The organism is Aurantimonas endophytica, from assembly GCF_014196845.1.
Classification (GTDB): Bacteria; Pseudomonadota; Alphaproteobacteria; order Rhizobiales; family Rhizobiaceae; genus Aurantimonas; species Aurantimonas endophytica.
In genome coordinates, this window is sequence record NZ_JACIEM010000005.1 from 246,609 (window position 1) to 272,795 (window position 26,187).

Annotated in this window: 28 protein-coding genes; 12 read left to right on the forward strand and 16 right to left on the reverse strand. The window is 64.6% G+C overall.

The features are described 5' to 3' along the window. Positions 1–84 precede the first annotated feature (84 nt). On the forward strand, positions 85–1,125 hold the full coding sequence (locus GGR03_RS18685) for a class I SAM-dependent methyltransferase (RefSeq protein ID WP_183210285.1): 1,041 nt from the start codon (positions 85–87) through the stop codon (positions 1,123–1,125). Positions 1,126–1,536: 411 nt separating this feature from the next. Here the strand turns inward: GGR03_RS18685 and GGR03_RS18690 are convergent, their stop codons facing one another. Together GGR03_RS18690 and GGR03_RS18695 are read right to left on the reverse strand one after the other, a co-directional pair. After that, positions 1,537–2,424 carry an NAD(P)H-hydrate dehydratase gene (locus GGR03_RS18690; protein ID WP_183210286.1) on the reverse strand — a complete coding sequence of 296 codons (888 nt, stop codon included), beginning with the start codon at positions 2,422–2,424 and terminating at the stop codon, positions 1,537–1,539. Beyond that, positions 2,421–3,179: a histidine phosphatase family protein gene (locus tag GGR03_RS18695; RefSeq protein ID WP_183210287.1), complete on the reverse strand. Its 759-nt coding sequence runs from the start codon at positions 3,177–3,179 to the stop codon at positions 2,421–2,423. The genes GGR03_RS18690 and GGR03_RS18695 overlap by 4 nt, the downstream gene beginning before the upstream one ends. 167 nt (positions 3,180–3,346) lie before the next feature. Between GGR03_RS18695 and GGR03_RS18700 the strand changes: the two genes are divergently transcribed. Continuing rightward, complete coding sequence (locus tag GGR03_RS18700) at positions 3,347–3,490, forward strand: hypothetical protein (RefSeq protein WP_183210288.1); 144 nt, start codon at positions 3,347–3,349, stop codon at positions 3,488–3,490. 702 nt (positions 3,491–4,192) lie between these two features. Here GGR03_RS18700 and GGR03_RS18705 read toward each other — a convergent pair. The 10 genes from GGR03_RS18705 to GGR03_RS18750 all read right to left on the reverse strand — a co-directional run bounded on the left by GGR03_RS18705 (position 4,193) and on the right by GGR03_RS18750 (position 16,605). Beyond that, positions 4,193–4,972: a TIGR04290 family methyltransferase gene (locus tag GGR03_RS18705; protein WP_183210289.1), complete on the reverse strand. Its 780-nt coding sequence runs from the start codon at positions 4,970–4,972 to the stop codon at positions 4,193–4,195. 52 nt (positions 4,973–5,024) lie between these two features. Beyond that, complete coding sequence (locus GGR03_RS18710; protein WP_246368284.1) at positions 5,025–6,056, reverse strand: UDP-glucuronic acid decarboxylase family protein; 1,032 nt, start codon at positions 6,054–6,056, stop codon at positions 5,025–5,027. 80 nt (positions 6,057–6,136) lie between these two features. Beyond that, positions 6,137–7,243 carry a glycosyltransferase family protein gene (locus GGR03_RS18715; protein WP_183210291.1) on the reverse strand — a complete coding sequence of 369 codons (1,107 nt, stop codon included), beginning with the start codon at positions 7,241–7,243 and terminating at the stop codon, positions 6,137–6,139. Then, complete coding sequence (locus GGR03_RS18720) at positions 7,240–8,334, reverse strand: glycosyltransferase family protein (protein WP_183210292.1); 1,095 nt, start codon at positions 8,332–8,334, stop codon at positions 7,240–7,242. Before GGR03_RS18720 ends, GGR03_RS18715 begins: the two co-directional genes overlap by 4 nt. Next, on the reverse strand, positions 8,331–9,446 hold the full coding sequence (locus GGR03_RS18725; protein ID WP_183210293.1) for a CgeB family protein: 1,116 nt from the start codon (positions 9,444–9,446) through the stop codon (positions 8,331–8,333). Before GGR03_RS18725 ends, GGR03_RS18720 begins: the two co-directional genes overlap by 4 nt. A gap of 4 nt (positions 9,447–9,450) precedes the next feature. Further along, positions 9,451–10,581: a glycosyltransferase gene (locus GGR03_RS18730; protein WP_252920303.1), complete on the reverse strand. Its 1,131-nt coding sequence runs from the start codon at positions 10,579–10,581 to the stop codon at positions 9,451–9,453. Beyond that, positions 10,578–12,641 (reverse strand): SDR family NAD(P)-dependent oxidoreductase, encoded by a 2,064-nt coding sequence (locus GGR03_RS18735; protein ID WP_183210294.1) that lies wholly within the window; start codon positions 12,639–12,641, stop codon positions 10,578–10,580. Before GGR03_RS18735 ends, GGR03_RS18730 begins: the two co-directional genes overlap by 4 nt. After that, a complete protein-coding gene (locus tag GGR03_RS18740) occupies positions 12,638–13,741 on the reverse strand; it encodes an NAD-dependent epimerase/dehydratase family protein (protein WP_183210295.1) in 1,104 nt (367 codons plus the stop codon). Before GGR03_RS18740 ends, GGR03_RS18735 begins: the two co-directional genes overlap by 4 nt. Before the next feature lie 107 nt (positions 13,742–13,848). Continuing rightward, positions 13,849–15,312: a UDP-glucose dehydrogenase family protein gene (locus tag GGR03_RS18745; RefSeq protein ID WP_183210296.1), complete on the reverse strand. Its 1,464-nt coding sequence runs from the start codon at positions 15,310–15,312 to the stop codon at positions 13,849–13,851. Between the two features lie 339 nt (positions 15,313–15,651). Beyond that, complete coding sequence (locus GGR03_RS18750; RefSeq protein WP_183210297.1) at positions 15,652–16,605, reverse strand: MDR/zinc-dependent alcohol dehydrogenase-like family protein; 954 nt, start codon at positions 16,603–16,605, stop codon at positions 15,652–15,654. A 149-nt stretch (positions 16,606–16,754) separates the two neighbouring features. Between GGR03_RS18750 and GGR03_RS18755 the strand changes: the two genes are divergently transcribed. Together GGR03_RS18755 and GGR03_RS18760 are read left to right on the forward strand one after the other, a co-directional pair. Then, on the forward strand, positions 16,755–17,045 hold the full coding sequence (locus tag GGR03_RS18755) for a hypothetical protein (protein WP_183210298.1): 291 nt from the start codon (positions 16,755–16,757) through the stop codon (positions 17,043–17,045). Continuing rightward, positions 17,042–17,218 (forward strand): hypothetical protein, encoded by a 177-nt coding sequence (locus GGR03_RS18760; RefSeq protein ID WP_183210299.1) that lies wholly within the window; start codon positions 17,042–17,044, stop codon positions 17,216–17,218. Before GGR03_RS18755 ends, GGR03_RS18760 begins: the two co-directional genes overlap by 4 nt. Positions 17,219–17,280: 62 nt before the next feature. Here GGR03_RS18760 and GGR03_RS18765 read toward each other — a convergent pair whose 3' ends face one another. Both GGR03_RS18765 and GGR03_RS18770 read right to left on the reverse strand, forming a co-directional pair. Continuing rightward, positions 17,281–17,727, reverse strand: coding sequence for a DUF2383 domain-containing protein (locus GGR03_RS18765; RefSeq protein WP_183210300.1), 447 nt, complete (start codon positions 17,725–17,727; stop codon positions 17,281–17,283). A gap of 70 nt (positions 17,728–17,797) precedes the next feature. Then, positions 17,798–18,625: an MBL fold metallo-hydrolase gene (locus tag GGR03_RS18770; RefSeq protein ID WP_183210301.1), complete on the reverse strand. Its 828-nt coding sequence runs from the start codon at positions 18,623–18,625 to the stop codon at positions 17,798–17,800. Positions 18,626–18,900: 275 nt separating this feature from the next. On the opposite strand from GGR03_RS18770, the gene GGR03_RS18775 reads away from it, so the two are divergent. The 4 genes from GGR03_RS18775 to GGR03_RS18790 all read left to right on the forward strand — a co-directional run bounded on the left by GGR03_RS18775 (position 18,901) and on the right by GGR03_RS18790 (position 21,887). Then, complete coding sequence (locus GGR03_RS18775) at positions 18,901–19,137, forward strand: hypothetical protein (RefSeq protein ID WP_183210302.1); 237 nt, start codon at positions 18,901–18,903, stop codon at positions 19,135–19,137. 307 nt (positions 19,138–19,444) lie between these two features. Then, positions 19,445–19,819, forward strand: coding sequence for a DUF427 domain-containing protein (locus GGR03_RS18780; RefSeq protein WP_281379057.1), 375 nt, complete (start codon positions 19,445–19,447; stop codon positions 19,817–19,819). 283 nt (positions 19,820–20,102) lie between these two features. Further along, on the forward strand, positions 20,103–21,077 hold the full coding sequence (locus tag GGR03_RS18785) for an SDR family oxidoreductase (protein ID WP_183210304.1): 975 nt from the start codon (positions 20,103–20,105) through the stop codon (positions 21,075–21,077). 42 nt (positions 21,078–21,119) lie between these two features. Further along, complete coding sequence (locus tag GGR03_RS18790; RefSeq protein WP_183210305.1) at positions 21,120–21,887, forward strand: DUF2243 domain-containing protein; 768 nt, start codon at positions 21,120–21,122, stop codon at positions 21,885–21,887. Between the two features lie 68 nt (positions 21,888–21,955). On the opposite strand, the gene GGR03_RS18795 is transcribed toward GGR03_RS18790, so the two are convergent. Further along, a complete protein-coding gene (locus tag GGR03_RS18795; RefSeq protein WP_183210306.1) occupies positions 21,956–22,462 on the reverse strand; it encodes a hypothetical protein in 507 nt (168 codons plus the stop codon). Between the two features lie 259 nt (positions 22,463–22,721). On the opposite strand from GGR03_RS18795, the gene GGR03_RS18800 reads away from it, so the two are divergent. The 4 genes from GGR03_RS18800 (at position 22,722) to GGR03_RS18815 (ending at position 25,729) form a co-directional block, all read left to right on the forward strand. Continuing rightward, complete coding sequence (locus tag GGR03_RS18800; RefSeq protein ID WP_183210307.1) at positions 22,722–23,495, forward strand: DUF4142 domain-containing protein; 774 nt, start codon at positions 22,722–22,724, stop codon at positions 23,493–23,495. Positions 23,496–23,880: 385 nt separating this feature from the next. Continuing rightward, entirely contained in the window at positions 23,881–24,141 is a 261-nt protein-coding gene (locus GGR03_RS18805; RefSeq protein ID WP_183210308.1) for a hypothetical protein, read from the forward strand. 1,223 nt (positions 24,142–25,364) lie between these two features. Then, entirely contained in the window at positions 25,365–25,556 is a 192-nt protein-coding gene (locus GGR03_RS18810) for a hypothetical protein (RefSeq protein ID WP_183210309.1), read from the forward strand. Next, the gene (locus tag GGR03_RS18815) at positions 25,553–25,729 is read left to right on the forward strand and encodes a hypothetical protein (RefSeq protein ID WP_183210310.1); all 177 of its coding nucleotides are present in this window, start codon (positions 25,553–25,555) and stop codon (positions 25,727–25,729) included. The genes GGR03_RS18810 and GGR03_RS18815 overlap by 4 nt, the downstream gene beginning before the upstream one ends. Positions 25,730–25,825: 96 nt before the next feature. On the opposite strand, the gene GGR03_RS18820 is transcribed toward GGR03_RS18815, so the two are convergent. Next, positions 25,826–26,038, reverse strand: a complete 213-nt coding sequence (locus GGR03_RS18820; RefSeq protein WP_183210311.1) for a hypothetical protein — start codon at positions 26,036–26,038, stop codon at positions 25,826–25,828. Between the last annotated feature and the right edge of the window lie 149 nt (positions 26,039–26,187).

Genomic DNA, 26,187 nt, shown 5'->3' on the forward strand with positions numbered 1-26,187 from the left:
TAACCTAAGAATTTAATCATCCCCTCCGGTCAGAATCTGTGACCGCTGCCTATTTCGCAGCGGTCCCATACCGGGGAATCCGAAATGAACCAACAGCGGGCCCCAATCGATGGGGAAACTCTGATCACGCCGGACCTTATCGCGGCTAGTGCAGACGCTTCGGGCGTTGCAGGCAACCGCAAAAGCCTTGTCGACGCCGAAGCGACGCTCGCCCTTGCCTTGGGGGTCGCCTTAGATCGCTTAAAGAACGAGGGCCATGTCGAGCAGGCGGTTGGTTATTTGTTTCGGACGCTGCACGAGATGCGCACGCGACTCCTGCCGGCGGTATGGCAGCAGCTCATACCCTTGGTTCAGAACCATCCGGTGTCGGCATACTTGCACCAGGACCCATTCACCAGTTGGTCATTCGAAAAGCCGCGAGGCTATTCGGGGGATGCCAAGCTCCTGGATTTCATTTACGGCCACCCCAGCGTTACGCCGCTCGTGGCCGCTGCGACGCCGCTCGGTCGCGCCGTATACAACTATACGAGCAACGCGCCTGCAGCGGCGGCCGTCCGCGAAAGACGCGATCTGCTGACGCAATATGTCGACCGAGTTGCCGCCCAACGAAAAGGCGGCGCCGAGATCCTGGCGATCGCCGGCGGACACCTGCGGGAAGGGGAGTGCTCATCAGCACTGCAAGAGCGTCGCCTTGGTCGTTGGGTGGCGCTGGATCAAGACCCGTTAAGCGTTGGCTCGATGGTTCAGGACTACGCAGGAACAGCTGTCGAAGCCGTCAACGGGTCAGTCAAGGGGCTACTCGGAGAAGTCTACCGGCTGGGCCACTTCGACTTCATCTATGCGGCCGGGCTGTACGATTATTTGCCCCAAGCCGCTGCTGTGCGACTGACCCAGACGTGCCTGAACATGCTCAAGCCCGGGGGCCTCTTCCTGTTCGCGAATTTCAACAGCGACATCAGTGACGACGGATACATGGAGACTTTCATGAATTGGCCGCTGCTGCTTCGCTCAAAAAAAGACATGTGGGATATCATCAACGCCAGTATGGACGTCGACGTTTACGAGCCGAACGTCTTCTTCGGAGAAAATCGAAATATTATTTATGGAACCTGCCAGAAGCGCTGACGGCAGGCCGTGAGTTAAGCGACAAAGTGCCGCCGCCCTGGTGGAGGGCGGCGGCTTTGGCATAGGGCTGCCGGTATTCGTGTGCCGCTAGACGCGCGGGCGATTTGCCGGATCGATTGGCCGGTTGACTGCATCAACATGCATGGTGCGCTTGCGCCCGGCCCAGCCGCCAAGGCCCAGCAGCCCAATCAGCCCAGCGAGCCTAGGTCGAAACCGTCGTCGTCGTTTTAATCGGCGCTTGTCGTGGGTTGTACGGTCTCGTCCCCGGGCGCCGTTGCCTGAGCGAAAGCAGGGCTGCCAGTCGCCCGGCGCCAGCGCTCCCCTCACCAAGCAAATCAAGCTCGACGACGGGTAACCCTACATATGCGTCTTCAAGTGCGGAGGCTGCGCCGTTTCAGCGGTTTGTCGGGTTTACGGACGCAACTCGTCGATGATGCGAGGTACCTCCACAGCGAGTTCCCGAGCCAAGTATCCCGCTTTGCCGACACTCAGGGCCAACCGGCGTCCCGCCTCCGCATGCACAAAGACGCCCCACTGGGCCGCTAGCAGGAGCGGCGCGCCGCGGGCTGCAACGCCCGTGATAAGTCCAGCGAGAACGTCACCGGACCCCGATGTGGCCATGCCAAGGCCGCCACCCTCACATCTCCACGTCCTACCCTCAGGAGAGCAGATGAAGGTGGTCGGCCCTTTCATCACTACAACCCCGCCGACGTGAGCGGCAGCCTTGGCTCCCGCATCTAGTGGATTGCCGATGATTTCCTCCTTCGACGTGTTGTTGAAGGCCGCCATCTCGCCTGGGTGCGGGGTCAGCGCGAAGTCACGCCCGCAGCGCTGCAAAGCCGTCGCTTCGCTTTTGAGACTCGTTAGGGCCGCTGCGTCGAAAACAAACGGCGCGTCGCCTTCAATTTCGAGTAGCGCCAGTGAAAGCGCGCGCGCTCCTGGTTCGTCCACCATTCCGGGCCCTACCAGAATAGCATTGGCGTGGCGTACCTCCGCGGTCAGTCGGGACGAAGACGCCGGATCGATCTCTCCGTCGGAGTTTTCTGCCAATGCGATGACTCGGGCTTCGGGAATTGCCACTGCTAATTGCGGAGCGACAGAGGAAACGGTCGCAATCTGAAGCTTTCCTGCGCCGGCGCGGAGAGCCGCTTCTGCAGCCAGAAGAACAGCGCCCGGGATCTCGCTGCTTCCACCGATTATCAAGACCGCGCCGCGTTCATCCTTGCCTGCCGAAACATTGATCTCCGGCAGCGGGTTGGCCAGCAGAAAGTCGCGATCGATTGAGCCGCTCGAAGTCATCGCCCGAACTCCTTCGCACGAGGCTCGGCAGTGACTTCCGTGTCCTGGTTGAGGAGGGGCGCCACGAAGTTGTAGCGCACAAGCTTCAACTCGATATCGCCGCCGCCGGACCTTTGCGCACGATACTCAGTGACTGCGCAATTCGCGACGTCACCGTCGCGGTCGATCGCGAGGATCTGATCCTCGTCGAGCTTCTCAATGATGTATCGCAAACATAGCACCACAACTTGATGGGCGACGATCAGGACCCTGCGACCTTCATAGTGGAGGCTAACGGTGTCCAAGACTGACCGCAGGCGCAGTATCACGTCGCACCAGCTCTCGCCGCCAGGGGGACGATGATAGAATTTTCCGAGCAGCTGCCGGAACTCCGCCTGCTCCGGATGCTCGCTCTTGATGCCCATGCTCGTCAGCCGATCGAGGATGCCGAATTCCTTCTCCCGCAGGCGCTCGTCGGTCGACAAACACGCCCTTTCAAGATCCGCCTCCTCGACAATCGCCGATGCGGTCTCTAGTGCCCGCCGATAGGGAGATGAAAGGACAACTTCCGGCCGCTCTATCTCGGGCAGAGCGGCGAACCATAGCCCTACCGAGCGTGACTGCTCCGATCCTAAATCACTGAGCGGAACATCAATGTCCCGGTGCGCAATGTCGATCCGCGTCATATCGGATGCCATTGCCGCATCTCGAGCGACGTTGCCAAGACTTTCCCCGTGCCGGACTATCCAGAGGTGGGATGGCCATGTCAGTTTCATCTAGGGCCTCGCATCTGCACTCTCATTGATTGGTGGCTCGCCATCTTAGGTGGTTGGGCTGCTACCGACGGTGGAACGGTGGGATTGCAGGGAGGTTTGGCTGTACATCCCACCGACCTCCTTCAAGAGATCGATGGGCTACGGCAACACAAAAGTCAGGAAATGTTATGAAGCTGACTAAACAAGATCGAGTTGTGGCTGCCTTGATTGTGATAGTTGCCATTTTAGGAGCACTAGTATTCTACGGCCTGATTACCGATTGGTTCGGTCTCTCCAGCATTGAACAGCAGCCGGACGTAGGGGCGCTGTGACAACCGCGGAGCTTCAGTTGAAGCTGGTGCAGAAATACGATTGCGGGGCAGTCTGTACCCAAAATCGACGTCCACGAGGACCTCCCAGGTACGTTTCGAACCACTTGGCCTTGCAGGTTTGTTGATCACTGGAGGAGGCAATAAGTCCACGTCTATGCCGCAGCTCTCGTGCAGGCAACAGCGCCCGCCATTGAAGAGTGTGCACCGTAAGACGAATGCGGACAGGATGACGACTTGGAACTCGTGCGACGGACCTTTGGGGGCAACCTACTATCCCACGCCTGGCGGCCGGCACCGTTGCCAATGTGACCAGGCCGGGCCGCTGATGCACGCGGCAGGCTGAGTGCCCTGCCGGATCGCTGACCAAGGCTACGACGCGTGCTGCGTCGGCGGCTGCGAGCCGAAGGCGCAAAGGTAGTCATTTCGGGACGCTCAGACCGCAAGGCTCAGATCGAGTCCAAAGAGGCGCGCTACAAGGGCGCTGGCGCATCGACGCCGGTGGCAGACTGAAGGACTTCCGACGCGTGGCCACCTGTTACGATCAGCTTGCCGCCACTTCCTCCGGGCAGTCGAGCTCGCAACCCTTGTCGCATTCTGGGTGTTAATGAAGCTGAATCTTATGCGCTGCTTTATTGGCACACTATCGAGTCAGAATTGCTTAATACGCGATTCACGTACAGGCAAGATTGGCGAAAGTGAGGCTCAAGGCAATGGACTGGGTGGCGATATGACAGCGATACGAGGCGGTGCATCAGCCATGACTGGGCGCGTACCCCGACAGCACAGATAAACTTCGTCCTCGGTGGCGGCTTCGATCCGGAAGCCGGCGCTTCGGAGCATTGCTTCCATGCCCGCCCGGTTGGGCACCCACCAGTTGGTGGGATCCGCAGCGTAATTGTGCTCGATGAACGTCAATCGCGGGAAGCCGTCGTCGTCGAACGGCGCCGTATCCTCGAACCCGTAATCCGCCTCGACGGGGCTGACGTGCCGCTTGCCGCGCAGCATCGACTGGAAGAGAAGGTCGCTTTCCGCCACGTGCTCGTAGATGAGGTCCAGCGCCAGCAGCGGGTGCCGCAGGTGATAGAGGACGCCCATGAAAATGACGAAATCGAACTTCTGGCCAAGTTGGCCGACTTCGTAGACCGACAATTGCTCAAACTCGATATCGAGACCGCCAATCTCCGCTGCCAGCCGCGCCTGCGCGAGATAGCGCGGATCGGAGTCAATGCCAACGACGAGTTCGGCGCCTCGACGTTTCATTTCCACCGAATAGAAACCGGCATTGCAGCCGATGTCGAGGACCCGGCGTCCGCGCATGTCCGCCGGAACGAGATGGCGAAAACCGTTCCACTTGAAGGTCGGATAGTCTCCCAGGAAATGCTCGGGCGCCGTCTGGATGCCGCCCAGTTCCATGTTGTGGAACCACGGCGCCAGCGCCTGGATCCGGCTCTTGACGTTGTCTTGCATCATGTCTCTGCTCATGCCGATGTCTTTTCGAGACCGTTTCAGCGCGGGCCGCCGCCGCTTCGGTAGCTCATGTGAGGTTCGTCTCTGCGAAGGAATAAGCGGCCTTGCTGCTCGCGCGGGTCCCGCTCCATTCGCGGTTTTCGTCGCTCTGTGCGCCGGAGAACCACGCGATCGTCGGTTCCAGTCCCTCGACGAGGGTGACCTTCGGTTCCCAGCCCAGCAGTGACCGCGCCAGCGTGATGTCCGGCCGGCGACGTTGGGGATCGTCCTGCGGCAGAGGCAGATGGGCGATCGGCGATCGCGAACCGGTCAGCCTGACGACCACCTCCGCCAGTTCCCTGATGGTGAACTCGCCGGGATTGCCGAGATTGACCGGCTGCTCAGGGTTGGGCTCCACCTCCATCAGCGCGACGATGCCGGCGATGAGGTCCGTCACATAGCAGAAGGAGCGCGTTTGTTCGCCCGTCCCGTAGAGCGTCATCGCGTCGCCGGCCAAGGCCTGGCAGATGAGATTGGAGACGATGCGCCCGTCGTCCGGCTGCATGCGCGGGCCATAGGTGTTGAAGATCCGGACCACGCGGGCGTCCACCCGCCCGGCACGGAGATAGTCGAAGGTCAGCGTCTCTGCGGCGCGTTTGCCCTCGTCGTAGCAGGCACGCGGGCCGGTCGGGTTGACGTTCCCCCAGTACGTCTCGGTCTGTGGGTGCTGGAGGGGATCGCCATAGACCTCGCTGGTCGATGCGTGGACGAGCCGGGCGCCGCAGCGCTCGGCGATTTCCAGGATATTGTTCGTGCCGACCACGCATGTCATCATCGTATGCACGGGATCGGCCTGGTAGCGCGGCGGCGACGCGGCGCACGCCAGGTTGTAGATCTCGTCCACCTCCAGCGACGCCGGCAGCGTTTCGCAGATGTCCCGCTCGATGAACGTGAATCGGTTGCTGGCGCCGAAGCGCGAAAGATTGGCCGTCGATCCCGTCTGCAAGTTGTCCACACAGGTGACGCGGTGCCCGCGGCGCAGCAGCAGTTCGCACAGATGCGACCCGAGGAAACCCGCACCCCCGGTGACCAGAACGCGCTTCAGGTCGCTGCGCGGCAAGCCCGGAGACTGCTCTCCACCCCGGGGTTCGCTTTCCGCCTGCCGTGCCTGGCTGCCGGTGCTATCCAATTCCACCTCCGTCATGCCGCGCCCGCTCGCGCCTTGGATCGCGAGGCCACCGCCAGTCCATCGAGGGCGGCGAGCAGTTCCGCCGCCCGTGCCGTCCCCGTATGCTTCTCCAGAACGATCTTCCGCGCCGCCTGTGCCATGTCGCCGGCGAGCTTTTCGTCCGCATCGGCCAGAAGGGCGACCACGTCTTCCGGACCGTGTGCGATCACGATCGCCTCGCCGTCCGGAAGAAGCTCGCTGAGGCCCTGCCAGTTGTCGCTGACGATCGGCGTTCCGACAGCCGCCGCCTCGAAGAGGCGCACGCTCGGCGACCAGCCCGCGGCGATCATGTCGGCCCGCGTGACGTTCAGCGTGAAGCGCTGCCGGGAATAGAAGTCGGCATGGTCGGCGGGGGGCAGATGGTCGATGCGGTCGACATTGCCCGGCCACTCGATGTCGGACGGGTACTGCGGGCCGGCGACGACGAAGCGCTTATGCGGAAGGCGGCGCGCCGGCTCGATCAGCAGCCGTTCCAGAGTCGGCTGGCGGTCGAGGCTGTACGTGCCGAGATAGCCCAGGTCCCAGGTCGCCGCCGCTCCTGTGTTGCGGTAGCGCTCCGGCTCCACCGAGCAGTACAGCGCCACCGCACGGGCGGCGCCGAACTGGTTTTCCAGCCGCGACAGGGTCGGTCCGCCGGTGAAGGAGAAATAGGTGTGGAAGCCGGGAATCTGCGCGGCGGCGAGATATTCCTCATCTCCCCGTTCCAGCCTGGCGAGCGTCACCGGCGTGTCGATGTCGTAGAAGCTGACGCGGCCGGGCGCGATCCGGAACAGCGTGTCGATGACCGCCTCGCCATCCGGGACATAGGAGCCGACCAGCACCGCACCGGCGCCGGCGAGGTCGTCGCCGTGACGGGCAGCGAGTTCCTCGACTTCGTCGTAGAATTCCAGCGTGCAGAAATCCGGATCGGGCAGATCGCGGTGAGACGCGTACCAGGGCTTTTCCCGCTCCAGGAAGAGGACGCGGCTGCCGAGCGCGTCGAGACCCTTCAGAAGAGAGCGGAAGGTGGTGGCATGGCCGTTGCCCCAGGAAGAGGAGAGGGTCAGGCCGACCACGACGATGTCGAAGGGCGGCCTCACGCGCTTGCCCTTTCGCGTCGGCTCGCCGCATGACGGTGCAGCAGCGCGTCCACGAGGACCGCGCGCTGCTCGTAGGTGTGGTCTTTCAGGACGCGTGCGAGCGCGGCCCGGCCGATGCGTGCCGCCCGCTCATCGTCGAGCCCGGCCATCAGGTCGACCACATCGCGGCCGTCCCGCGCGACCAGCACTTCTTCGCCCGGCTTCAGGAAAAGGTCGATGCCCGGCCATTCGTCGGTGATCAGGCAGGCTCCTGCACCGGCCGCCTCGAAGACGCGTGTCGGCGGCGAGAAGCCGGTCTCCGCCATGGAGGCGCGGTTGATGTTGAGGACCGCCTTCGGCGTGACGTTGAAGGCATTGTGGTCGCGCGTTCCGACATGGCCGATATGGCGGACGTTTTCCGGCAGAGGCCGGTCGCCCCAGCCCGACCCGCCGAGAAGGAACGTGGCGTCCGGCAGGCGCGCCGCCGGCTCGAGGAAGAACTGCTCGACACGCGCCTCCCGGTCGGGCAGGCGATTGCCGAGGAAGCCGAGCGCCGCCGCGAAGCGCTCGTCGGCCGCGACGGGATGGTGGGTGGACGGATCGAGCGCGTTGTAGATCGGGACGCATTCGGCCGCGCCGAGACGGCGGTAGGCTTCGACCACCGGGTCGCCGCCGCCATAGGTCAGCACCGCGTCCAGCCGGGCGATCGCCGCGTGGCCGGGATGACCGGGATCGGCGTGCAGCTCGGCCAGCGTCGCGGGCGCGTCGACGTCCCAGAAGATCTTCACCGCCTGCGGTTGCGCCGCGTCGAAGACCGCGCCGAGCAGCCAGTCGTCGGCGTAGCCGACGCCGCTCGCCTTCACCACCACGTCCGCGTCGGCGGCTTCGGCGACCGCAGCGCCCGCCGCTTGCGGCGTCGCCGCGTAGACGACGACCCTGCACCAGTCCGGCGGATCGATGTCGCGGTTCTCCTGCCGGCCATAGGCGTCAGGCTCGTAGAAGGTGATGTCGTGGCCATGCGCCGCCAGAGCCCGCAGCAGCCCGCGGTAATAGGTGGCGGCGCCGTTCCAGTAGGAAGACAGAATGCTGGAACCGTAAAACGCGATCTTCACTGCGCGGCCTCCCTTGCGATGTCCTGCGCCCCGTCGAGGCTGGAGAGGATCGCGAAAAGCTCATCCACCCGGTGCCGGCAGGTATGCCGCGCGCGGAAGGTCTCGAGGCCGGAAGCGGCGAGCGAGGCGGCCAGATCGGGATCGTTCAGCACGTCGCGGATCCGCGACTTCATCTCGGCGCCGTCGGCTGCCACGAGATAGTCGCTGCCGGTGCGGAAGAGGTTCTCCTCGTCGCGCCACGGCGCCGAGATCAGCGGGATGCCGCAGGCCAGCGCCTCGAAGACGCGGATCGTCGGGATGCCCGGCAGCGCCTCGACATAGGGCCGCCGCGGAATGTGCATGGTGAAGCGATGGCGGGCAAAGGCGGCCGGAACGTCGGCGTTGGCGATCCAGCCGCGATAGTCGAGGCCTGCATCCCTCAGCGCCTCGATGCCCTCGGCGGGATAGCGCACCCCATGGACGACGCCGGAAAGGCCGAGCGTGCGCGCCGGCTCGATCAGGAACTCGCCGATCTCCTTCGTCCGCTCGCCGTCGCCCCAGTTGCCGATCCAGACCAGGTCGCCCGCCGGCTCCGCCGGCAGTGGCCGGAACAGGCGGTCGTCTGCCGCCTCGTGCCAGGTAAAGACGCGGCGGCCCCAGCCGTCGGCTTCATAGCGGCGTCGCAGGGTCTCGCCGAAGGCCAGGACGGCGTCGTAGTCCTCCAGCGCCATACCGGCGATGGCTTGGTGGTCCGAAACGGCCCGGTGATGGGTGTCGTGGAAGAGCAACGCGAAACGACCGCCATCGCGGCGCAAGCGCCCGATCTCGGCGACGAGCGCCGGGGCGGTCCATTCGTGCACCACCACGACATCGGCTTCGGCAAGCGCGGCAGCATGATCGAAGCCGGGTCCGTAGGTCCGACTGGTGAGCTCGGGGAAGTCGCGCCCGAAGCGCTCGACATTGGCCTCGCCCTGCTGCTCGGCGAGATTGGTGCGGCTCCAGCTGTCCTCCGGCTCGAGTGCCTCGGCGTCGTGACCCCGGGCCACCAGCTCACGCATGATGCCCCGCAGGAAATGGGCGTTACCATGGTTCCAGTCGGAGACGAGAGAGTGGGTGTAGAAAACGAAACGCATCGGTTCAGCTCGCATGCAACGGTTCGGCGGCGGCGTGTGCCGGGGCGAGGGGGCGATAGGCCGCCTGCAGCGCACGCATCTGCTGCTTCGGGGTGAACTGCGCCGCGCGGTCGCGCGCCGCCGTGGCGAGGGCGGTACGGCGCTCCTGGTCCGCGATCAGCGCTTCCACCGCGTCGGCGAACGCGGAGGGATCGCGAGGGTCGGCAAAAAGCGCCGCGTCCCGCCAGAGTTCGCGATAGGTAGGAACATCGGCCATCACCAAGGCCGCACCGGCCTCCGCGGCTTCCAGCGCCGCAAGGCCGAACGGTTCGTAGAGCGATGGCGAAACGAAGATCGCGGCGCGCCCCATCAGTCGCCGCATCTCGGCGCCAGGGAGGGAACCCAACGCCTCGACGTGGGAAAAGCCGAAGCTCTGGCCGTTGCCGCCCTGGCAGGCACCGGCGGCGCGAACAGGCCAGGAAACGCGCTCCCCGAGATGGTCGAGCACGACGGCATTCTTGCCCTCGTCCCACCAGCGCGCTGCCGCGAGCACGAAGGGCTCCCGCATTTCCTGCGGCTGCCAACTCAGGCGCTCGACGGCGTTGGGGACGATCGCCAGGTTTGCCGCAGTCCCGTAGACGCGCATCAACGCATCGGCATGCGCCTGCGTCGGCGCGAGGACCCGGTCGGCTCTTTGCAGCCCCTCCCGATTCATGTCGAACAGCCAACGCCATTCGCCCGGTAACGCTTCGCGGCGCATCGCGTCCCACCAGGTGGCGACGCAGGAATGCGACACGGCCACGACCGGAAGGGCGGTCTGCATTCCGCAGGCCTGGCTGGGCAGGTTCAGGTGGAGAAGATCCACCCCTTCCGCTTCGGCCAGCCGGCTCAAGCGGCGGGGGATGGCGGCAAGTTCGTCCCGCCGCGCCGCCATCCAGTCCAGCTTCTCGTCGAGGACGTTGAGCCGGGTCTGCTGCAGCGCAGCGGCTTCGCGTCGTTGGGCATCGGAGGGTTCTGGGCCGACGTTCACGAGAAGCACACGGGTTCCGGCGGCGTTCAGCGCCCTCGCCAGATCCACCGAGTAGCGCCAGACTCCGCCGACGGAGTCCGTCGTCATCAGCACATGGCGCGGCTGACCGGCTCCGGCGCCGCTCACGCCCACAGCCTCCGCCCATCCCGGCCGAGCGGTGCAGGCAATGGCTGCAAGGATTCCAGCTGGTCTTTTTCCAGCGGACCCTCTTCGCTGCTCAGCCAGGCATGGAGATCGCTCAGGCCTTCCTGCCAGCCGATCTTCGCCCGCCAGTCGACTGCCTCTGTCAATTGCCTCGTATCTGCGACGAAATAGGTCTGGTCGCCCTGGCGGGTGTCGCTGTAGCGGATGGCGAGATCGCCTCCGACCAGGTCCGAAATCACCGCCAGGACGGTCCTCAGACTGACCGCGTTGTCGGGGCCGCCGCCGAGATTGAAGGCGCGGCCCTGCACGGTATCGATGTTCGCCAGCAATGCCCGGTAGGCGGCCACGGCATCGGCCACATGCAGGATGTCGCGCACCTGCTTGCCGTCGCCATAGATCGTCAGCCCTTCGTCGCGCAGCGCCCGGATCAGGAAATGGGCGACCCATCCCTGGTCCTCCGTACCGAACTGCCGGGGACCGTAGATGCAACTCATGCGGAGCACCGCCGTGGGCAGGTCGTAGGACTTCGCGTAGTCCAGCACGTACTGGTCCGCGACGCCCTTCGAGCAGCCATAGGGCGTGCAGAAATCGAGGCGTCTCGCCTCGCTTACGCCGTGGGCGGCGATGTCGTTGTCGGCCGGCGCGTAGCGGTCGGCCTCCTCCTTCATCGCAAGATCGGCGAGGTTGCCATAGACCTTGTTGGTGGAGGCGAAGATCACCGGGGTCTTGCGCCCGGAGCGCCGGACAGCCTCCAGCACGTTAAGCGTGCCGCGCGCGTTCACCTCGAAATCGGCCATGGGCTGTTCGAGGCTGGTGGTGACGGCGACCTGGGCGGCGAGGTGAAACACCGCGCCGGCGTCCTGGAGCACGTCGCGCAGGCTGTCCTCATCCCGCACGTCGCCCGGCTGCCAATGCACCCGCGTGCGATGGCGATCCCTCAGCCACGCCAGATTGCGCTCGACGCCCGGTCGGCTGAGATTGTCGACGACGACGACGTCACGACCCTCGGCCAGGAAACTCTCGGCGATGTTGCAGCCGATGAATCCGGCGCCCCCCGTCACCACGATCGGCTCGGCCCCGCGTCGCAGGTGCGGTGCGGCGAGCGCCATCGTCTCGCGGACGGCCGCAACGCCGCCCTGCGACAGGAGGCGTGCCAGGAGCTTCGGCTGACCTGCCGCGTCGACGACGCCCATGTGATAATGGCGCTCGTCGAAGCGAAGACCCTCCTGCACCGCCACATCGGGCTGGACGTCCTGCCAGCCATACCAGTAGAGGCGCTCCGCCGGAGCCCTCAGCGCCGTGAGGAAGCTTTCCGCCTGCTTCGCCTCGTCGTGCCGCCACGTCGCGTAGCCCGCTTCGGTGATCCAGATTTCGGCTTCCGGGGCAAACTGTTCGAGAATGGCGCGCGTGTGGCCGATGAGATCGTCCCAGCCGCTCCAGGTGCTGTTCTCGCTGTCCCAGGTGCCGGGAAAGCCGTGCAGGCCTACGACATCCATCTTCGCCAGCAATCCGCGCTCGCCTATCAGATGCAGCCAGTGTGCGTCGAAGGGGCTGAGACCCCCGAGCACCGTCTTGTAGCCACGTTCCTGCGCCCAGTGGGCGGCGGCGCCGACCATCTCGCAGAACAGTGTCCAGTCGGTGTCCAGGCGCCAATCCCAGTCCAGAAGGTTGTTCGGCTCGTTCCACAACTCGACGGCGGTGAAATGCTCGCCGTACCGCGTCAGCACGTGGTCGACAAAGTCGGCGAAGTCCAGCAGGCGGTGAGGCGGGCCGGCGGACGTGCCCGTTCGCGAGAGCGACGGGGGGGTGTAGTGGACGCAGGGCAGAAGCTCGAAACGCTCTGCGATCTTCGGGATCAGCCAGTCGTACCACGCGGGGCCTTCCGGCTGATGATACTCCGCCCAGGAGAGGTGGGTCCGCACGTAACGCGCCCCCGCGCGCTCCATGGCGTCAAGGGCGCTCTGCGTTCGCTCGTACTCGCCGGGGCGGAACCACTCGGCAAAGCCGTAGGACTTGTCCTGACCGGTGGGACCATCCGTCATGCCACGAGGCCTCGTGCTTCGAGGTGCTTGCGCATTTCGTCGTTGCGATCGGTGACTTCCTGCTGCGCCACCCACTCGGCGAGCTCGCCGAGGGAAGCCTCCAGGGAATGGCGCGGCTCGAACCCAAGCAGCGCGCGCGCCTTGGCGATGTCGGAGAAACAGTTGCGGATGTCGCCCGACCGCGCCTTCATCATGATTTCGGGCTCGACCGGACTGTTCATCGCCTGCGCCACCATGCGCGCGACGTCGGTGACCGAATAGGAGCGGCCGCTGCCGATATTGATCGTCTGGCCCTTCGCCTCGGGACGCTCGAGCGCCAGACGGAACGCCCGCGCCACGTCGCGCACATGTACGAAATCGCGGCGCTGAAGCCCGTCCTCGAAGATCGTCGGGGCCTGCCCCTTGGCGATGCGGGACGAGAAATTGGCGAGGACGCCGGTATAGGGGTTGGACAGCGCCTGTCCCGGGCCGAATACGTTGAATAGGCGCAGCGCCACCGCGTCCACCTTGTAGGCGTTCGCGAAGATCAGGACCGACTGCTCCTGAAAGTACTTCGTCAGCGCGTAGATCGAGGCGAGATCCACCGGCTTCGTCTCGTCCGTGGCGACCGGACGCAGCACGTCGCCGTAGGGACCGAGGACGTCCCAGCGCCCGGCCGCGATCGCGGCCGGATCCCTGCGCGCGTTGTCCACAACCTCGCCGGCCCCTGTCTCGTATCTCCCCTCGCCATAGACGCTCATGGAGGAGGCGACGACGATGCGCCCAACGGGCTGCTCGATCAGTTCCTGGAGAAGCACCGCCGTGCCGACATCGTTGGTGCTGACGTAGCGCGCGATCTCGTACATGCTCTGGCCGACGCCGACTTCGGCCGCCAGATGCACGACGCCATCGACGCCCGACAGGGCAGCTCGCACGTGCTGTGCATCGCGTACGTCACCCTTGCGAATGTCCACGCCCTCCAGATCCACTGGCTGCCCGGCTCCATGTACCTGGTCGATCAGGGAATCGAGAACCCGGACCTCGTGACCGTGATCGAGAAGTTCCTTGCAGACCTGACGTCCGATGAAGCCGGCACCGCCGGTGACGAGAAAACGAGACAAACGCTACTCCTCTGTTCTGTTGCAACGATGCGCGATTTTCGATGGCGGGGAGACGGGGCAACTAGTGCCGACGCCCCTTCAGGGAACCATCCGAACCGAATGCCGCGTCAGCCCATCGCCACTCTGCCGTCTCGAACCGCTCGACTTACCCGCCGACTCGCAGCAATGCCTTCCGGAAGCAGAGGAAGGTCGCGGAGTGGCGCGGAGCCGATCGGATGGTAGAGAAAGCCGGCCTTGCCCATCGTGTCGCGGGCGTAGAGATTGCGAAAATCGACGAAGGTCGCGCCCCTCATGCTGCGCCGCGCGGAGACGAGGTCGAGCATGCGGAATTCGGCCCACTCCGTCAGCAACACGGCCGCATCGGCGCCTTCCAGCGCCGCGGCGAGCGTGGAAGCCTGGAGCGCCCCTTCCAGCTCCGCCACCCCGGCGGCAGCGACCTGGGGATCATAGAAGCGGACCTCTGCACCGGCCTCGACAAGAGCCGGGATCAGGCGGAGAGCAGGCGCCTCGCGCAGATCGTCCGTATCTGGCTTGAAGGCGACGCCGAGGACGGCGATCGTCTTACCGGCGCATGAGCCCAGGGCGTCGGCCACGCGGGACGACAGGCTCTCCTTGCGGTCTTCGTTGATCGCCACCACGGCCTCGACCAGGCGCTGGGGGCGGCCCAGCCGGCGGCCGATATCGACGAAGGCTCGAGTGTCCTTCGGGAAGCACGAACCGCCAAATCCGGGTCCCGGTTCGAGGAATCTCGGACCGATGCGGGCGTCCAGTCCGATACCGCGCACGACGTCGCGAACGTCCCCGCCGGCTGCCTCGCAAAGGTCGGAGACCTCGTTGGCAAAGGCGACCTTCATCGCCAGGAAGGCATTGGCGGCGTATTTGATCAGTTCGGCGTTTTCCGGCGAGGTGAAGAGGACCGGCACGTCCTGGTCAACGAAGCTCCGATAGATCCTCTCCATACCGGCGCGGCCGGCGTCGTCGTGACAGCCGACGACGATCCGGTCGGGACGGAGGAAATCCGCTACGGCTCGCCCCTCTCGCAGAAATTCCGGGTTTGAGACCACCGAAAACGCCAGTCCCGGGCGCCGCTCCGCAACGATGGCCCGGATGGTGCTGTTGGTTCCGGCGGGCACGGTCGACTTCACGACCAGACAGGCGCCGGCCCGCAATTGTGGGGCCACCATGCGCGTTGCTTCGAATATCTGGGAGAGGTCGGCCTGATCGCTTCCGGGTAGGGACGGGGTGCCGACGGCCAGAAAGACGAAGTCCGCGTGTGCGACGCCCTTCGGCTCGAACGTGTCGAACCGCAGGCGGCCTTCCGCGACCTGCCTTTCCATCAGCGCTTCGAGGCCGGGCTCGTAGATCGGGCTCCTGCCCGCCTTCAGTGCCGCGACGCGGTTGGCGTTGGTGTCGAGACAGAGAACGTCGAAGCCGAGCTTGGCCAGGCAGGTACCTGTGACGAGGCCGACGTAGCCCGCGCCAATCATCGTGATGCCGGGAGCGGGGAGGCTGTTTTTGCTGGGATCGGGCGAGGTCGGATCTGCTTCGGTTTCCGGAGCGCGCCGATTCATTGCCACTCACCACCGGCATGCAGGAGGACGATGTTTTGGGATAAAGCAATACGCATGAGGCTTCCCTGCAACTCACTCATCCGAGGCCCGCGGCTCCGGCTTTTGGCCGGGCGAGCGTGACTTGGAACCGCACCATGGTGGGCAGTGAACTAGGCAGCAGCAGCAGCAGGGGAAGACGCTGCAGCCGAAAGGTCGGGAGGAGGCTAACCATCTGGCTGCCGGTTGGCCGAGCGCGCGATTGCGCAGCGCGCATGTGACTGGGCGGACCGTTTCGACGGCTCGGTTGCCGGATCGGCGCGGAGTCGGGTCCGTGCCTATGCGGCGCCCGGAAGGCTGCAGTTACATCGTCACCAGCGCCTTCATGAAATCGTCCGGGCGGTCGCGGGTCATGTTCAGCGCCTCATCCAGGCGGTGCAACGGAAAGCGGTGCGTATAGAGCGGACTCGCATCGAGGCGGCCGCTGGTGACCGCCTCCACCGCCGCCCGGATACCATCGACATAGACCTTGGGATCGCGTTCGTGGGCGTTGACGACGTCGAGACCGCGCCAGTTCCAGAGCTGCATGTTGACCTGGCGTGGGCCGTCCTGATGGTAGCCGGCGATGACGAGACGCCCACGCTCTGCGGTGAGCTCGCCGGCAAGGTCGAGCGGCCACTGCTTGCCCACGGCTTCGATAACGCGCTCGCACATGGCGCCACCGGTGAGTTCCCGAACCTGCTCGATAATCTGGTAGTGATCCAGCATCGGGATGGTCTCCGCCGCGCCCATTCGGCGCGCCGCCTGCAGGGCATAATCGCGCCGCGAGATCGCGATCACCCGCGCTCCCGCCTCGGCGGCGAGGCGGGTCAGGATCGCACCCAGAAACCCGACGCCGATGATGGCCACTGACTGGCCTGCCCGGATGTCACTGCGGCGAAAGATGTTCATTGCGCAGCCGAGCGGTTCGCCAGGGAAGGCTTGCAGGTCCAGTTCCGCCGGCAGCCGCACCACGGAACTTGCGGGACCCACGTCGTAGCCAGCGTAGCTGTTGTAGAAGAGGGCCGAGACCCGGTCTCCAACCGCCACGCCGGCCACGTCATCCCCGACCGCGTCGACGACGCCCCAGCCTTCGTGCCCCAGCCCGCCCGGTGCGGTCGGGAACTCCATCCACTCGGGTCCGGCCCACGGTGTCAGGTTGGACGCGCAGACCCCGCAGCCTTCCAGACGGACCCGCACCTGCCCTGCTGCCGGGAGGGGCCGCGCCACCGTCTGGATCTCCACCCGCCCGGGCCCGGTGACCACGGCCGCCTGCATCGTCTCTCCTGTTCTCTCGGTGGTCAAATCGTCCTCGCTCGGCTTGCGGTTTCGGAGTCTCGGGCGGTCACGATTGTGCGCGCGCTCGTTAGATCGTCTCTCGGCATTTCGCCCGCCTACCGCGCAGGCCCCGTGCGATCAACCGCGAGATGATCATCTGGGCAACGGTATTGGAACTGGGAGATGCCGCTCGTCGTGGAACCGCCCGCGCCACCTGTGGCGTTCATCCTGTTTCCACCGGAGGAGAAAACATGTCGAATATCGATCGCAAAAATCCGGAAGCCAGTCCCCTTCCCAAGGACCCGCCGCAAGGACGCAGAAGCAGCGATAACCTTCCGTCCCTCGACGAGGGCGAGGCAGCCGCCGAAGACATCGATGAGACGTCGGCCGGCGGCCTCCACTATCCCGAGGACGACCAGCCTGAGGAGCCTTCGCTATGACCGTCGAAAGCACTATCCGCGAGGCAATCGTCGAAGAATTGCGGCGTCAGGCGCAAAACAGCGGCTCGAAGCTCAGGGTCGAGGCGAGTGATGACAAGGTGACGATAAACGGTCCGGTCAATCTCGATGACCTCGTGATGGTCGTTATGGGTTCGGTGGCAGGGGGCCCGTAGCCCGCTGGAGCGACGCCATAAGGAGGAACCCGCCGGCGTTGGCCGGCGGGTTCCTCCGCGCCTCAGGCGGCTGCGGCCGCGTCCATCCATTCCTTGTGGCGGGATTCGTCGGCGTAGGCCTTCTGGAAGAAGGTACGCGCCTCCGGCGTCGCGACATCGTTCTTCGCCGCGTGATCGTAAGCCATCTTGGTCTCGATCTCGTTCGTCGACATCGCCTTGAGAATGGTCTTGTCGCCGATGATGGAAGCAAGCGCGATCTTGCCCGTGGTGAGGTACTGCTTCGCATCGCCTTCCTGCGGCGCTGCAGTGCCGATGGCGCCTGCCATGCGGGTCAATTCGGCCACGTGGCTTTCGTGATCCGCCTTGAACTCGACGATCTTCGCCTTCGAGGCGGGATCATCCAGCTTTTCGATCGTGGATTCGTACGCCGCGATCGCGTCGTGCTCGAGGATGAGAAGGTTCTGAACGAGCTTCTCAAAGGTGTTTTCGGTACCGACTGTAGTGACCATGGGGTTCTCCTTAGGTGTGATGCACAGGAAGGCCCGGAGCGACCCGTCTGTTCCGGAAGGCGGAGATGCGCTACGCCCTGGGCAGCGCGATTTCCTCGAAATGGTCGGCGAGATGATGCAGGGCCGCGAGCATCTCGTGGCCCGCCATGGCCCGGCCGTGACCGGAGACGATCAGGCTCGGCTCCAGAGAAGCGAGGAGGCGGACGGATGCCGCCGCTGCCGCCCAGTCGCGCGTGAAATAGCGCGGCGGGCCGTGCATCTCCGGCTCCTGGACAGCGACCTCGTAGGCCGATTCCTGCCCGGTGGTGATCACCGCGTCACCGGCAACCAAAGTTTTGTCTGCCTCCCGCCAGAGGGAGACGTGGCCGGGCGTATGTCCGGGCGTGTGGAGCCAGCGCCAGCCCGGAAGATGCGGCACAGTGCCGTCGTCCGGCAACGACTTGAGACGGGCCGAAACGTCGATCGGCGAGCGAGGAAACAACGGAGCGAGTTTCGGCATGATGCCGCCTTCCGCGCCCGAGTCCGGTGCCGGGTAGGATTGCTGTCCCGTGAGGAAGGGGTGCTCGAGCGCGTGAGCGTAGATCGGCACGTCCCACTCCTCGCTCAGTTCCTCAAGAGCGCCGACGTGGTCGAAATGTCCGTGAGTCTGGATAATGGCCGCCGGGCGCGATGTCCCGAAGCGCGAGGCGATGCCGGAGGCGATCTGCCTTCTGGTTCCCGCAACGCCCGTGTCGACCAACACCCATCCGCGGTCCTGGGCGTTCGCCGGACCGATGAAGGCAACGTTGACCATCGCCGCCCGCAGGTAGGCAAGGTTAGGTAACACTGCGCGAACATGCGCGGAATCGACCTGCTCGGGAGCGCGCGCAGTCTCGGGTAGCGGAAGCTGGACACTCATTTCGATTCCTGTCGCATGAAGCTATCGGCCGGCTCTGCAACGAGCGGCTCGCGCGTTGGCTCCCTCCGCGCGCCGGCAGATCCCGCACGCGACTAACGAAAAATCTCCTGCCGCAGCTGAACCGCCGGCAGGGAGAGGGCGGGAACGCGGCGGAACCCGCTCCGATCGCTCTCTCGGACACGCACGCAGCCGCTGGCCGGGCGCCATTCGCTCGAAACCAGGAACATCCGCAGCCCTGGAAGCTTTCCCATCCTGCTCAGCATGAGGAGATCGTCATGTCCAAGACCAACGAAAACCTCGACGACGCCAGTGGCGGTGGCGGTATCGGCGACATTCCCGCACAGCCCCGAGAGGATCGACCCGCTTCGGTGGAGCGCAATGATCCCGTGACGGACGGCGAGGGTGACAGCGGTCGTATTGAGGGCGCGGCGCTGGCGGTCGACAAGGACGCCGCCCTCGACGGTGAGGATCCGGACGATACGGCAGACGAGACTCTCGGAGAGACGCCCTGACGGCTTCTTGTCTCCCCGAGCTGGCGGGTCAGGCCGCCCCAGCCGCGATGAAGAATCTCGGAGCTGATCGTCGATCGGCCAAGACTTCGCTTGGAGTGGCCTGGTTCCCTCCTATCAAGTTCGCGTCTACCGGCGGATGGAACCGGAGCGACGATCCGGGACACGGTGCCGGAGCACTGCTTCACTGGGGCGTGGGCTCCTGCCGTTGCCCCCCTCATCCGGCGCCGCCCTCTTGGTGATCCCTCGGACACCGGCTCCGGAACCAACCACTGGATATCGACTTACGGTGGAAGCATTGGAGGTTCTCATGGACGAGCTACCCGGACAGACCCGAGGCGGGTCAACAGCCACTTCGCTTCGCATCGAACGCGAGCCACGTCCCGTCGTGATCCGACGCCACGACGCCGTCATGACCGCTACCAGGGATGCGCTCCTCGTTCACGGACTCGGCGAAACGCCGGTCTATTTCGTGCCTCGCCGGGATGTCTACACGGAGCATCTGGTCGAGACCGGTACCGGTCCGGGTCTCGGCGGGCGGGAGATGAAATTCTGGTCCGTCACCGCTTCGGGCGGCGGGCTCGAGAATGCCGTCTGGATGTTCCTGATGCCGGAAGGAGAGACCGAGCCGCTCCTGGATCATTTCGGCTTCGACCCCAACCCGTTCAACATCACCGTCGACTGACCACCGCCCGAAGGCGAAGGAGCAGGGAGGCCGGCATGCTCGTGAACATCGACGCAGTCTGGCTGAGCGGACCCGGATGGTGGCGCCTCCAGCGGCCGGCCCGCGCTTCGCCGACGTAGCCGATCCGGGACTGGGAGACAGCGTTTCACCACCAGGGCCTTCGCCGACACTCGCGCTGAAAGCTCTTGTTCCAAGCTAGGCCTTCCGGGCCCTCGTCATCATCATACTGCATCGGGGCATTTTCTGTCGCCCCGGGGCTGGCCCGTCTGAAGAGGTCTCCGTCATGCAACGAAGCGGCTTACGCGGTCATGTCGTCGTCATCACCGGTGCCTCCAGCGGGATCGGACAGGCGACGGCAGAGGCCTTTGCCCGGTCCGGAGCGAAGCTGGTTCTGGCTGCGCGCGGGCGGGACGCGCTGGAGAAGGTGGCGGAGGGCTGCAGGAAGTTCGGCGGGGAGGTCGTCGTCGTGCCGACCGACGTGACCGACGCTGCGGCCGTGGCCGCCCTGCGCGATCGCGCGCTCGCGCTCGGCGGACGGATTGACGTGTGGTTCGCCAATGAGGGCGTCGGGGCCGTCGGTCGCTTTCACGAGGTGCCGATGGAGGCTCACGAGCAGATCATCAAGACGAACCTCATCGGACATATGAACAGCGCCCACGCCGTCGTGCCCGTCTTTCTGCGCCAGGGCCGCGGCACTTTCATCAACATGATCTCGCTCGGCGGCTTTGCGGCTATGCCGTTCGCCTCGGCCTACAGCGCGTCGAAATTCGCGTTGCGGGGCTTTTCAGAAGTCTTGAACGCCGAACTGGTCGGCCAGCCGAACATCCATGTCTGCGACGTCTATCCGGCGTTCATCGACACGCCCGGCATCGGTCACGCCGCCAACTACGCGGGGCGCAAGGTCACCGCACCGCCTCCCGTCTTCGACTCACGAAAGGTGGCCGACGCGGTCGTCCGCCTGGCAAAGCGGCCTCGTCGCACGACCACGGTGGGCTGGGTCACCAATGCCGCCCGGATCGGGCATTTTCTGGCACCAGATTTCACCATCGGCCTCGTGAAGCGGATCGTGGAGCGGTCGCTGTCGCACGCGACCCCGATCGAGCCGACCAGCGGGAACCTGTTCGGACCTCCCGCCATCGCAGGCGGTATCGACGGGGGGCTGCGCTCACCGTCGCAGCGGCGGCAGGGAGCGATGGCTGCCGGCATTGCGCTCGCGGCCGGCGCGGGGCTCCTGCTGCTGTTGCGGTCGCGCCGCTGATCGTCGGGCTTGGGCGATCTTCATCCGGCAAAGGAGAACATCGTGTCAGAGACAGCGTCTTCCGGTTCCCGATGGGCAGGGTATCTGCTCGGCTTCTCACTGGGCGGTTTCTTCGACGGCATCCTGCTGCATCAGATCCTCCAGTGGCATCACCTGCTCAGCGCGATCAACTCCGACGACCTGAGGTTTCAGGTCGCGGCCGACGGATATTTCCACGCATTCATGTACGTTGTCGCCGCGGCAGGCCTCTGGATGCTCTGGCGCTCCTGGCGGGGCGGCGGAGCAGTGTCGGGGGTCCGGCTGACTGCGGCGTTGCTGCTCGGCTTCGGCGCTTGGCATGTGCTCGACAGTCTCTTGTCGCACTGGCTCCTGGGGATCCACCGCATCCGGATGGACAGCGCAATCCCGCTGTTCTGGGATCTGCTGTGGTTCGTGGTCTTCGGCCTCGTTCCCATCCTGCTCGGCTGGTGGACGGGTTCCCGCCCGACCGGTGGCTCGGCCGAGAGGCCATCGGTCGTCGCCGCGGTACTGGCGACCCTCGTGACCGTGGGAGCCGGAACACAGGCCCTGCAACAGCCTCGGGACAGTGAGTTTACGACCGTCCTCTTCGCGCCTGGAACGGCCCCGGGCGCTGCCCTTGAAGCGATGTCGAAGGTCGGGAGCCGCCTCGTCTGGTCCGATCCGAGCGGCGAATTACTGGTGATCGAGACCGATGCCGGCGCTTGGGCATCGACGCTCTATGGGCACGGCGCCATTCTGGTCAGTGGTGCCGGTCTGCCGGCGGGCTGCTTCGATTATCTGCGGGTCTGACGTTCAACCACCCCCGCAAAGATGCGCTGCCGCAGATCCGCCCGTGGCCGTGGACGTATATGCCTGCGTCAGACGCCCTTTTCCTTCGCCTCGGCCAGAGCGAGTTCCAGCCCTTCCAGCAAGATGAAGATCAGACTTGCGACGAAGCCGGCCACCAGCCAGCCGAGCGGCCCGTCCATCAGAATGCCGCACAGATACGCCGCTCCCATCGCGCAGCCGACCGACAGCAGGTTGAGCATCCGGCCGAGCAGCTTGACCGTGTCGGACCGCTGCGGGTCTTCGCGGAGCAGCAGCAGCGTCAGCAGTTCTGCGACCATGAACGCGCATACCGCGCCTCCGGCTCCGGCAAAGATCTCGAGCAGACCCGGCGCTGCAATCGTGGCGAGGAGCGCGTAGGTGCCGGTGATGGTTATGGAGAAAGCATAGGCTGACGAGTTGTCCATGACGCTGAGGCGCAGATTCTTCAGCAACAGTCGCTTGGCCGTCATTCGTCTGCCTCTGCTGTGCCAGCCGCGCGTCATGCTCAGGCTGTGCGAGTGCGGCGAGTCCTGCTGCTCCAGGCGCTCCTGCCGCATCAGCCAACAGGGCTCATGTCCGGCTTCCGCTCCAGGATCTGCGATAGAGGGCTTTAAGGTTCCTCAACAGCAAGGGGCTCACTGTGCATCGTCAGCCACAAATGCGCAGACGCCAACTTCGCTCCCGACCATCTGCACTTGCCGTGCCGATTTGACGGTGGCGAAGGCGCAGGGCGTCACGCCCGTCCAGGATTGTTTGCCTCGCCGCCAGGTCGTCGCAAGAGTCACTTGGAGGAAGGTCCGGTCGTCGGCTAACTTATTGTTCCGGAACATCAAAAATCGGCGTGCGTTGGGGTGCCATGCGGGCAACGAGCCCGTCCAGCAAAGGATCATTCCAATGAACCGATATCTTGTCACCACAGCCTTGGCTGCAGCGCTGTTCGTCCCGAGCGTCGCTTCGGCCCAGACGGCCGCCCCGGCCACCCAGCAGCAGGCCGCGCTGACCGCCGCGGAATTCGTGCCGACGGCTACGTTCTCGAACCGCTTCGAGATCGAATCCAGCGAACTGGCGCTGGAACGCACCCAGAGCACTGACGTGCGCAATTTCGCGCAGCGCATGATTCAGGATCACACTGCCGCCGGCGAGGCGATGATGCAGGCGGTGGAAGCCTCCGGCGCCGATCTCGCCGTGCCTGCGGGTCTGGACCAGCGCCACCAGCAGATGGTCGACCAGTTGCAGAACCTGCCCGAAGGCCAGTTCGACGCGGCATATCTCCAGATGCAGCGTCAGGTCCATGACGAGGCGGTCGCTCTCTTCGGCGCCTATGCACAAGGCGGCGAGGCTGGTCCCATCCGCGAATTTGCCGCGACGACCCTTCCGGTTCTCGAGCAGCACCATCAGATGGTCATGACGACGGGTGCCGACGCGACGGTTACGGGGTCGACGTCGGCAACGACGTCCGGCGCCACCGGAGGCTCGATGTCGTCGCAGCAGTCCGGCGCGTCGACGGCCACCAGCGGTCAGGGCGGTGCTGACCCGGCCGAGTCGACCACCCCTTCGGGCGGCATTGTCCCGGGGCAGAACCCCAACTGACGCTAGGTGGGCTGAGCGGCAGCAAGTGCGAGAGCCGCCCAAAAGGGCGGCTCCATCGGCCGCAAGCGGGAGGATCGGGCCCCTATCGAGCAATGTGGTGCATCGCACAAAGGGGTTGTTATTCAAAACTCAGCTTACTGCGCTTCCGTAAAGCGTGAGGTTCAGCGCGGTGTCCAAGTCCCCCCGAAAAACTCGCCGCAGGTCGCGAGAGCTTGATATGAGACCTCTAACCAGGGCGGAGGCCTTACTTTTCCACAACATGATGCTCGGGCGGCTGTTCGGATGGGCCCGCGTGCTTGGAAGGGCTGGCGGGCGGCATTATTATCGAAGCCGGGAGGCGAAGCGTGCAGATGCAGTCTTTCGGCGTTTGATGCAGGAAGCGCCGTTGTTCGATACGCAGATCGCAGCGTTGATGGCCGGCGGCGACATTGCGAGCCTGTGGCCGCATGACCTGCAAACAGTCATCCGCTTCCAGATAGAACATAAGCCGCCGGAGCCTCCCAGCTACGCGGCCAACGCGCCAAGCAGTGCTGTGCGTGAAACCGGCGCTGACTGTTGGTTGCCGGGTTGGCTCTCGAACTTCAGCCGGCCGGCCATGTACGAGGACCATCCGCCGCTGCCCCCGCAAGTACCATGGGAAAGCTAGACAAGATGCTCTGATCCTTGAAATTCTTGTGCGAGCAGTAAATTTTAATTAAGAACGTGCGCGCAGAGAGTTCCGGATTGTGATTGCCTGTCCCGCAGTTTGGCCCCGGCGCACATCTTTCTTGCGGCGCAGGAGGCAAGGTCGGCAGTGTCCCGCTTATTCCTCCGCGTTGGACCCGCGGCTTTGAGGCGCTCTCCGGGCGTCTGCATCACAGCACCGGGCGGCGCGATTTAGCCGGCCGTGGAAACAGACGGGGTGGCGAAAACGATCATGCAGCTCTCGACCACGTTCAGGCCGTTCCCGCACACCACGAAGGAGCCACGTCGACGAACAGCGGACTTATAGAATTGTATGTTCGGAGTTGGATGAGGTGGACAGCTTCGAGGCACTCATGACCAAGGCCCTGCCGAAGATGGCGAATGCAGCGTCGGAAGGGCAACTGCGGCAGGCGTTTGAGCAGCTCCGCTGGCATGACCGGCTGATCGGCGAAGATCGATGTCCCGAAGGCCGCGAAGACGCTCCGCCAGCAGGTCAAGGAGCTTCGTACCGATCTCGGCTTCTCCATGGGCAGCTATGTCGCTCGTGAGATCGCACCAGTGGCACCAGATCGCGTGCAGGCGCTAATCCTGATTACAACCTCCATCCCGAATGTTGGGCGCCCGAGCGCGGCCGCCACGAGGTGATGCACGGAGGGCTGATCGAATTCGTCCCCGATCTGAAGCATTGCAAGCTGATCCTGACATGGTCCGCGAGTATGGCGAACCCGAGTATCTACGGCTCATGTGCCAGTGGGTACAAGAAAAACGGCCGTGTGCACGGACGGCAGATCGGCGTGTTCTCACGGCCTTCTATATCGTCGCCGCGTTAAATCGGGAAATCGTTGCAAGCCCCTGACGGGGATAGGGTGTCCACACTGGCCGCTGTTTCGCGTTGGGTGTTGGCAAGATCGGGGAGAGTGCATCAAACGCCTCATTCGAGCCGCAGGGCGGCATCGGGTCATCGCGCGCCGCAGATGCCGTCCGCGCGAACGATCCGAACGATCCGGACTTCAGCTGGGCAGAGCGCGCGAACAAGCGCCGCTGGCAGATGGCCGAGCGCAAGGCAGGGTGACCTTCCACCTCAGCATTTCCAACTCACGGACAGGCCGCTGACGCCGGTGCCCGCCGTGCCTGGAACATCCAAGCTCCTCCGGCTTTCCTCTGACAACCAGAGGAGAGATGTCGATGTCGAACATCAAGAGCCACGCTTCCAAAGAGAACAGCGTCTTCGAGGATCCAGAGTCGCTTTACGTCAACACCGGCAAGAAGCTACCGCCCAAGGGCGTCGACGAGTCCCTCGGTGAGGCGATCGACGAGACAATGGATGAGGAGACCCAGATTCCCGACCATGATCCGGCGAGGGAGCGCTCCCGATGACCGTCGAGATCGAGATCCGTCAGGCCATTGTCGAGGAGCTGCAGCGCCAGGCTGAGAACAGCGATGGGCAGTTGAAGGTGACTACGACGGACAACCGGGTGACCATCAACGGCCCGGTCGATTTGGATGATCTTGTGATGGTAGTCTTGGGCTCTGTTGCGGGCGGTCCATAGCTCCACACGTTTGTCCAACATTCATATCAGAGACAAGCCCGCCAAGCTGCTGGTCGCGGGCTGTTCAACCTCAAAGGCTTTGTTCCGGATGAAGGCTCATCCCCCGACCTTCGTCAGGACGAGATCTTCCCACGGCACGGTGAAAGAGATGCCATCGCTGGTGGTCAGCTTGACCCCTGACGAAAGGAGCCACTCGGTTCTTTCGAGACCGCCGTCTGACTCTGGCACCTGAACCTGATGAACATCGTAGGCCTTGCCGTCGGATCCCTTGGCAAGAAACCGATCGGCTTGGTTGGTCTCAATCGACATCGTGGAACCTTAGAGGCGTGGACACTGCCCTAGCTATAGCCGCAAAAAGGTGGCATTGCTGCGACGGTTAGAGCGAGCCTATGTCTTCATCCGCTCTGCCGCGGCATCTGCATCAGCCCGTGTCGGCCCGTGCTTCTTGATGATCTCGC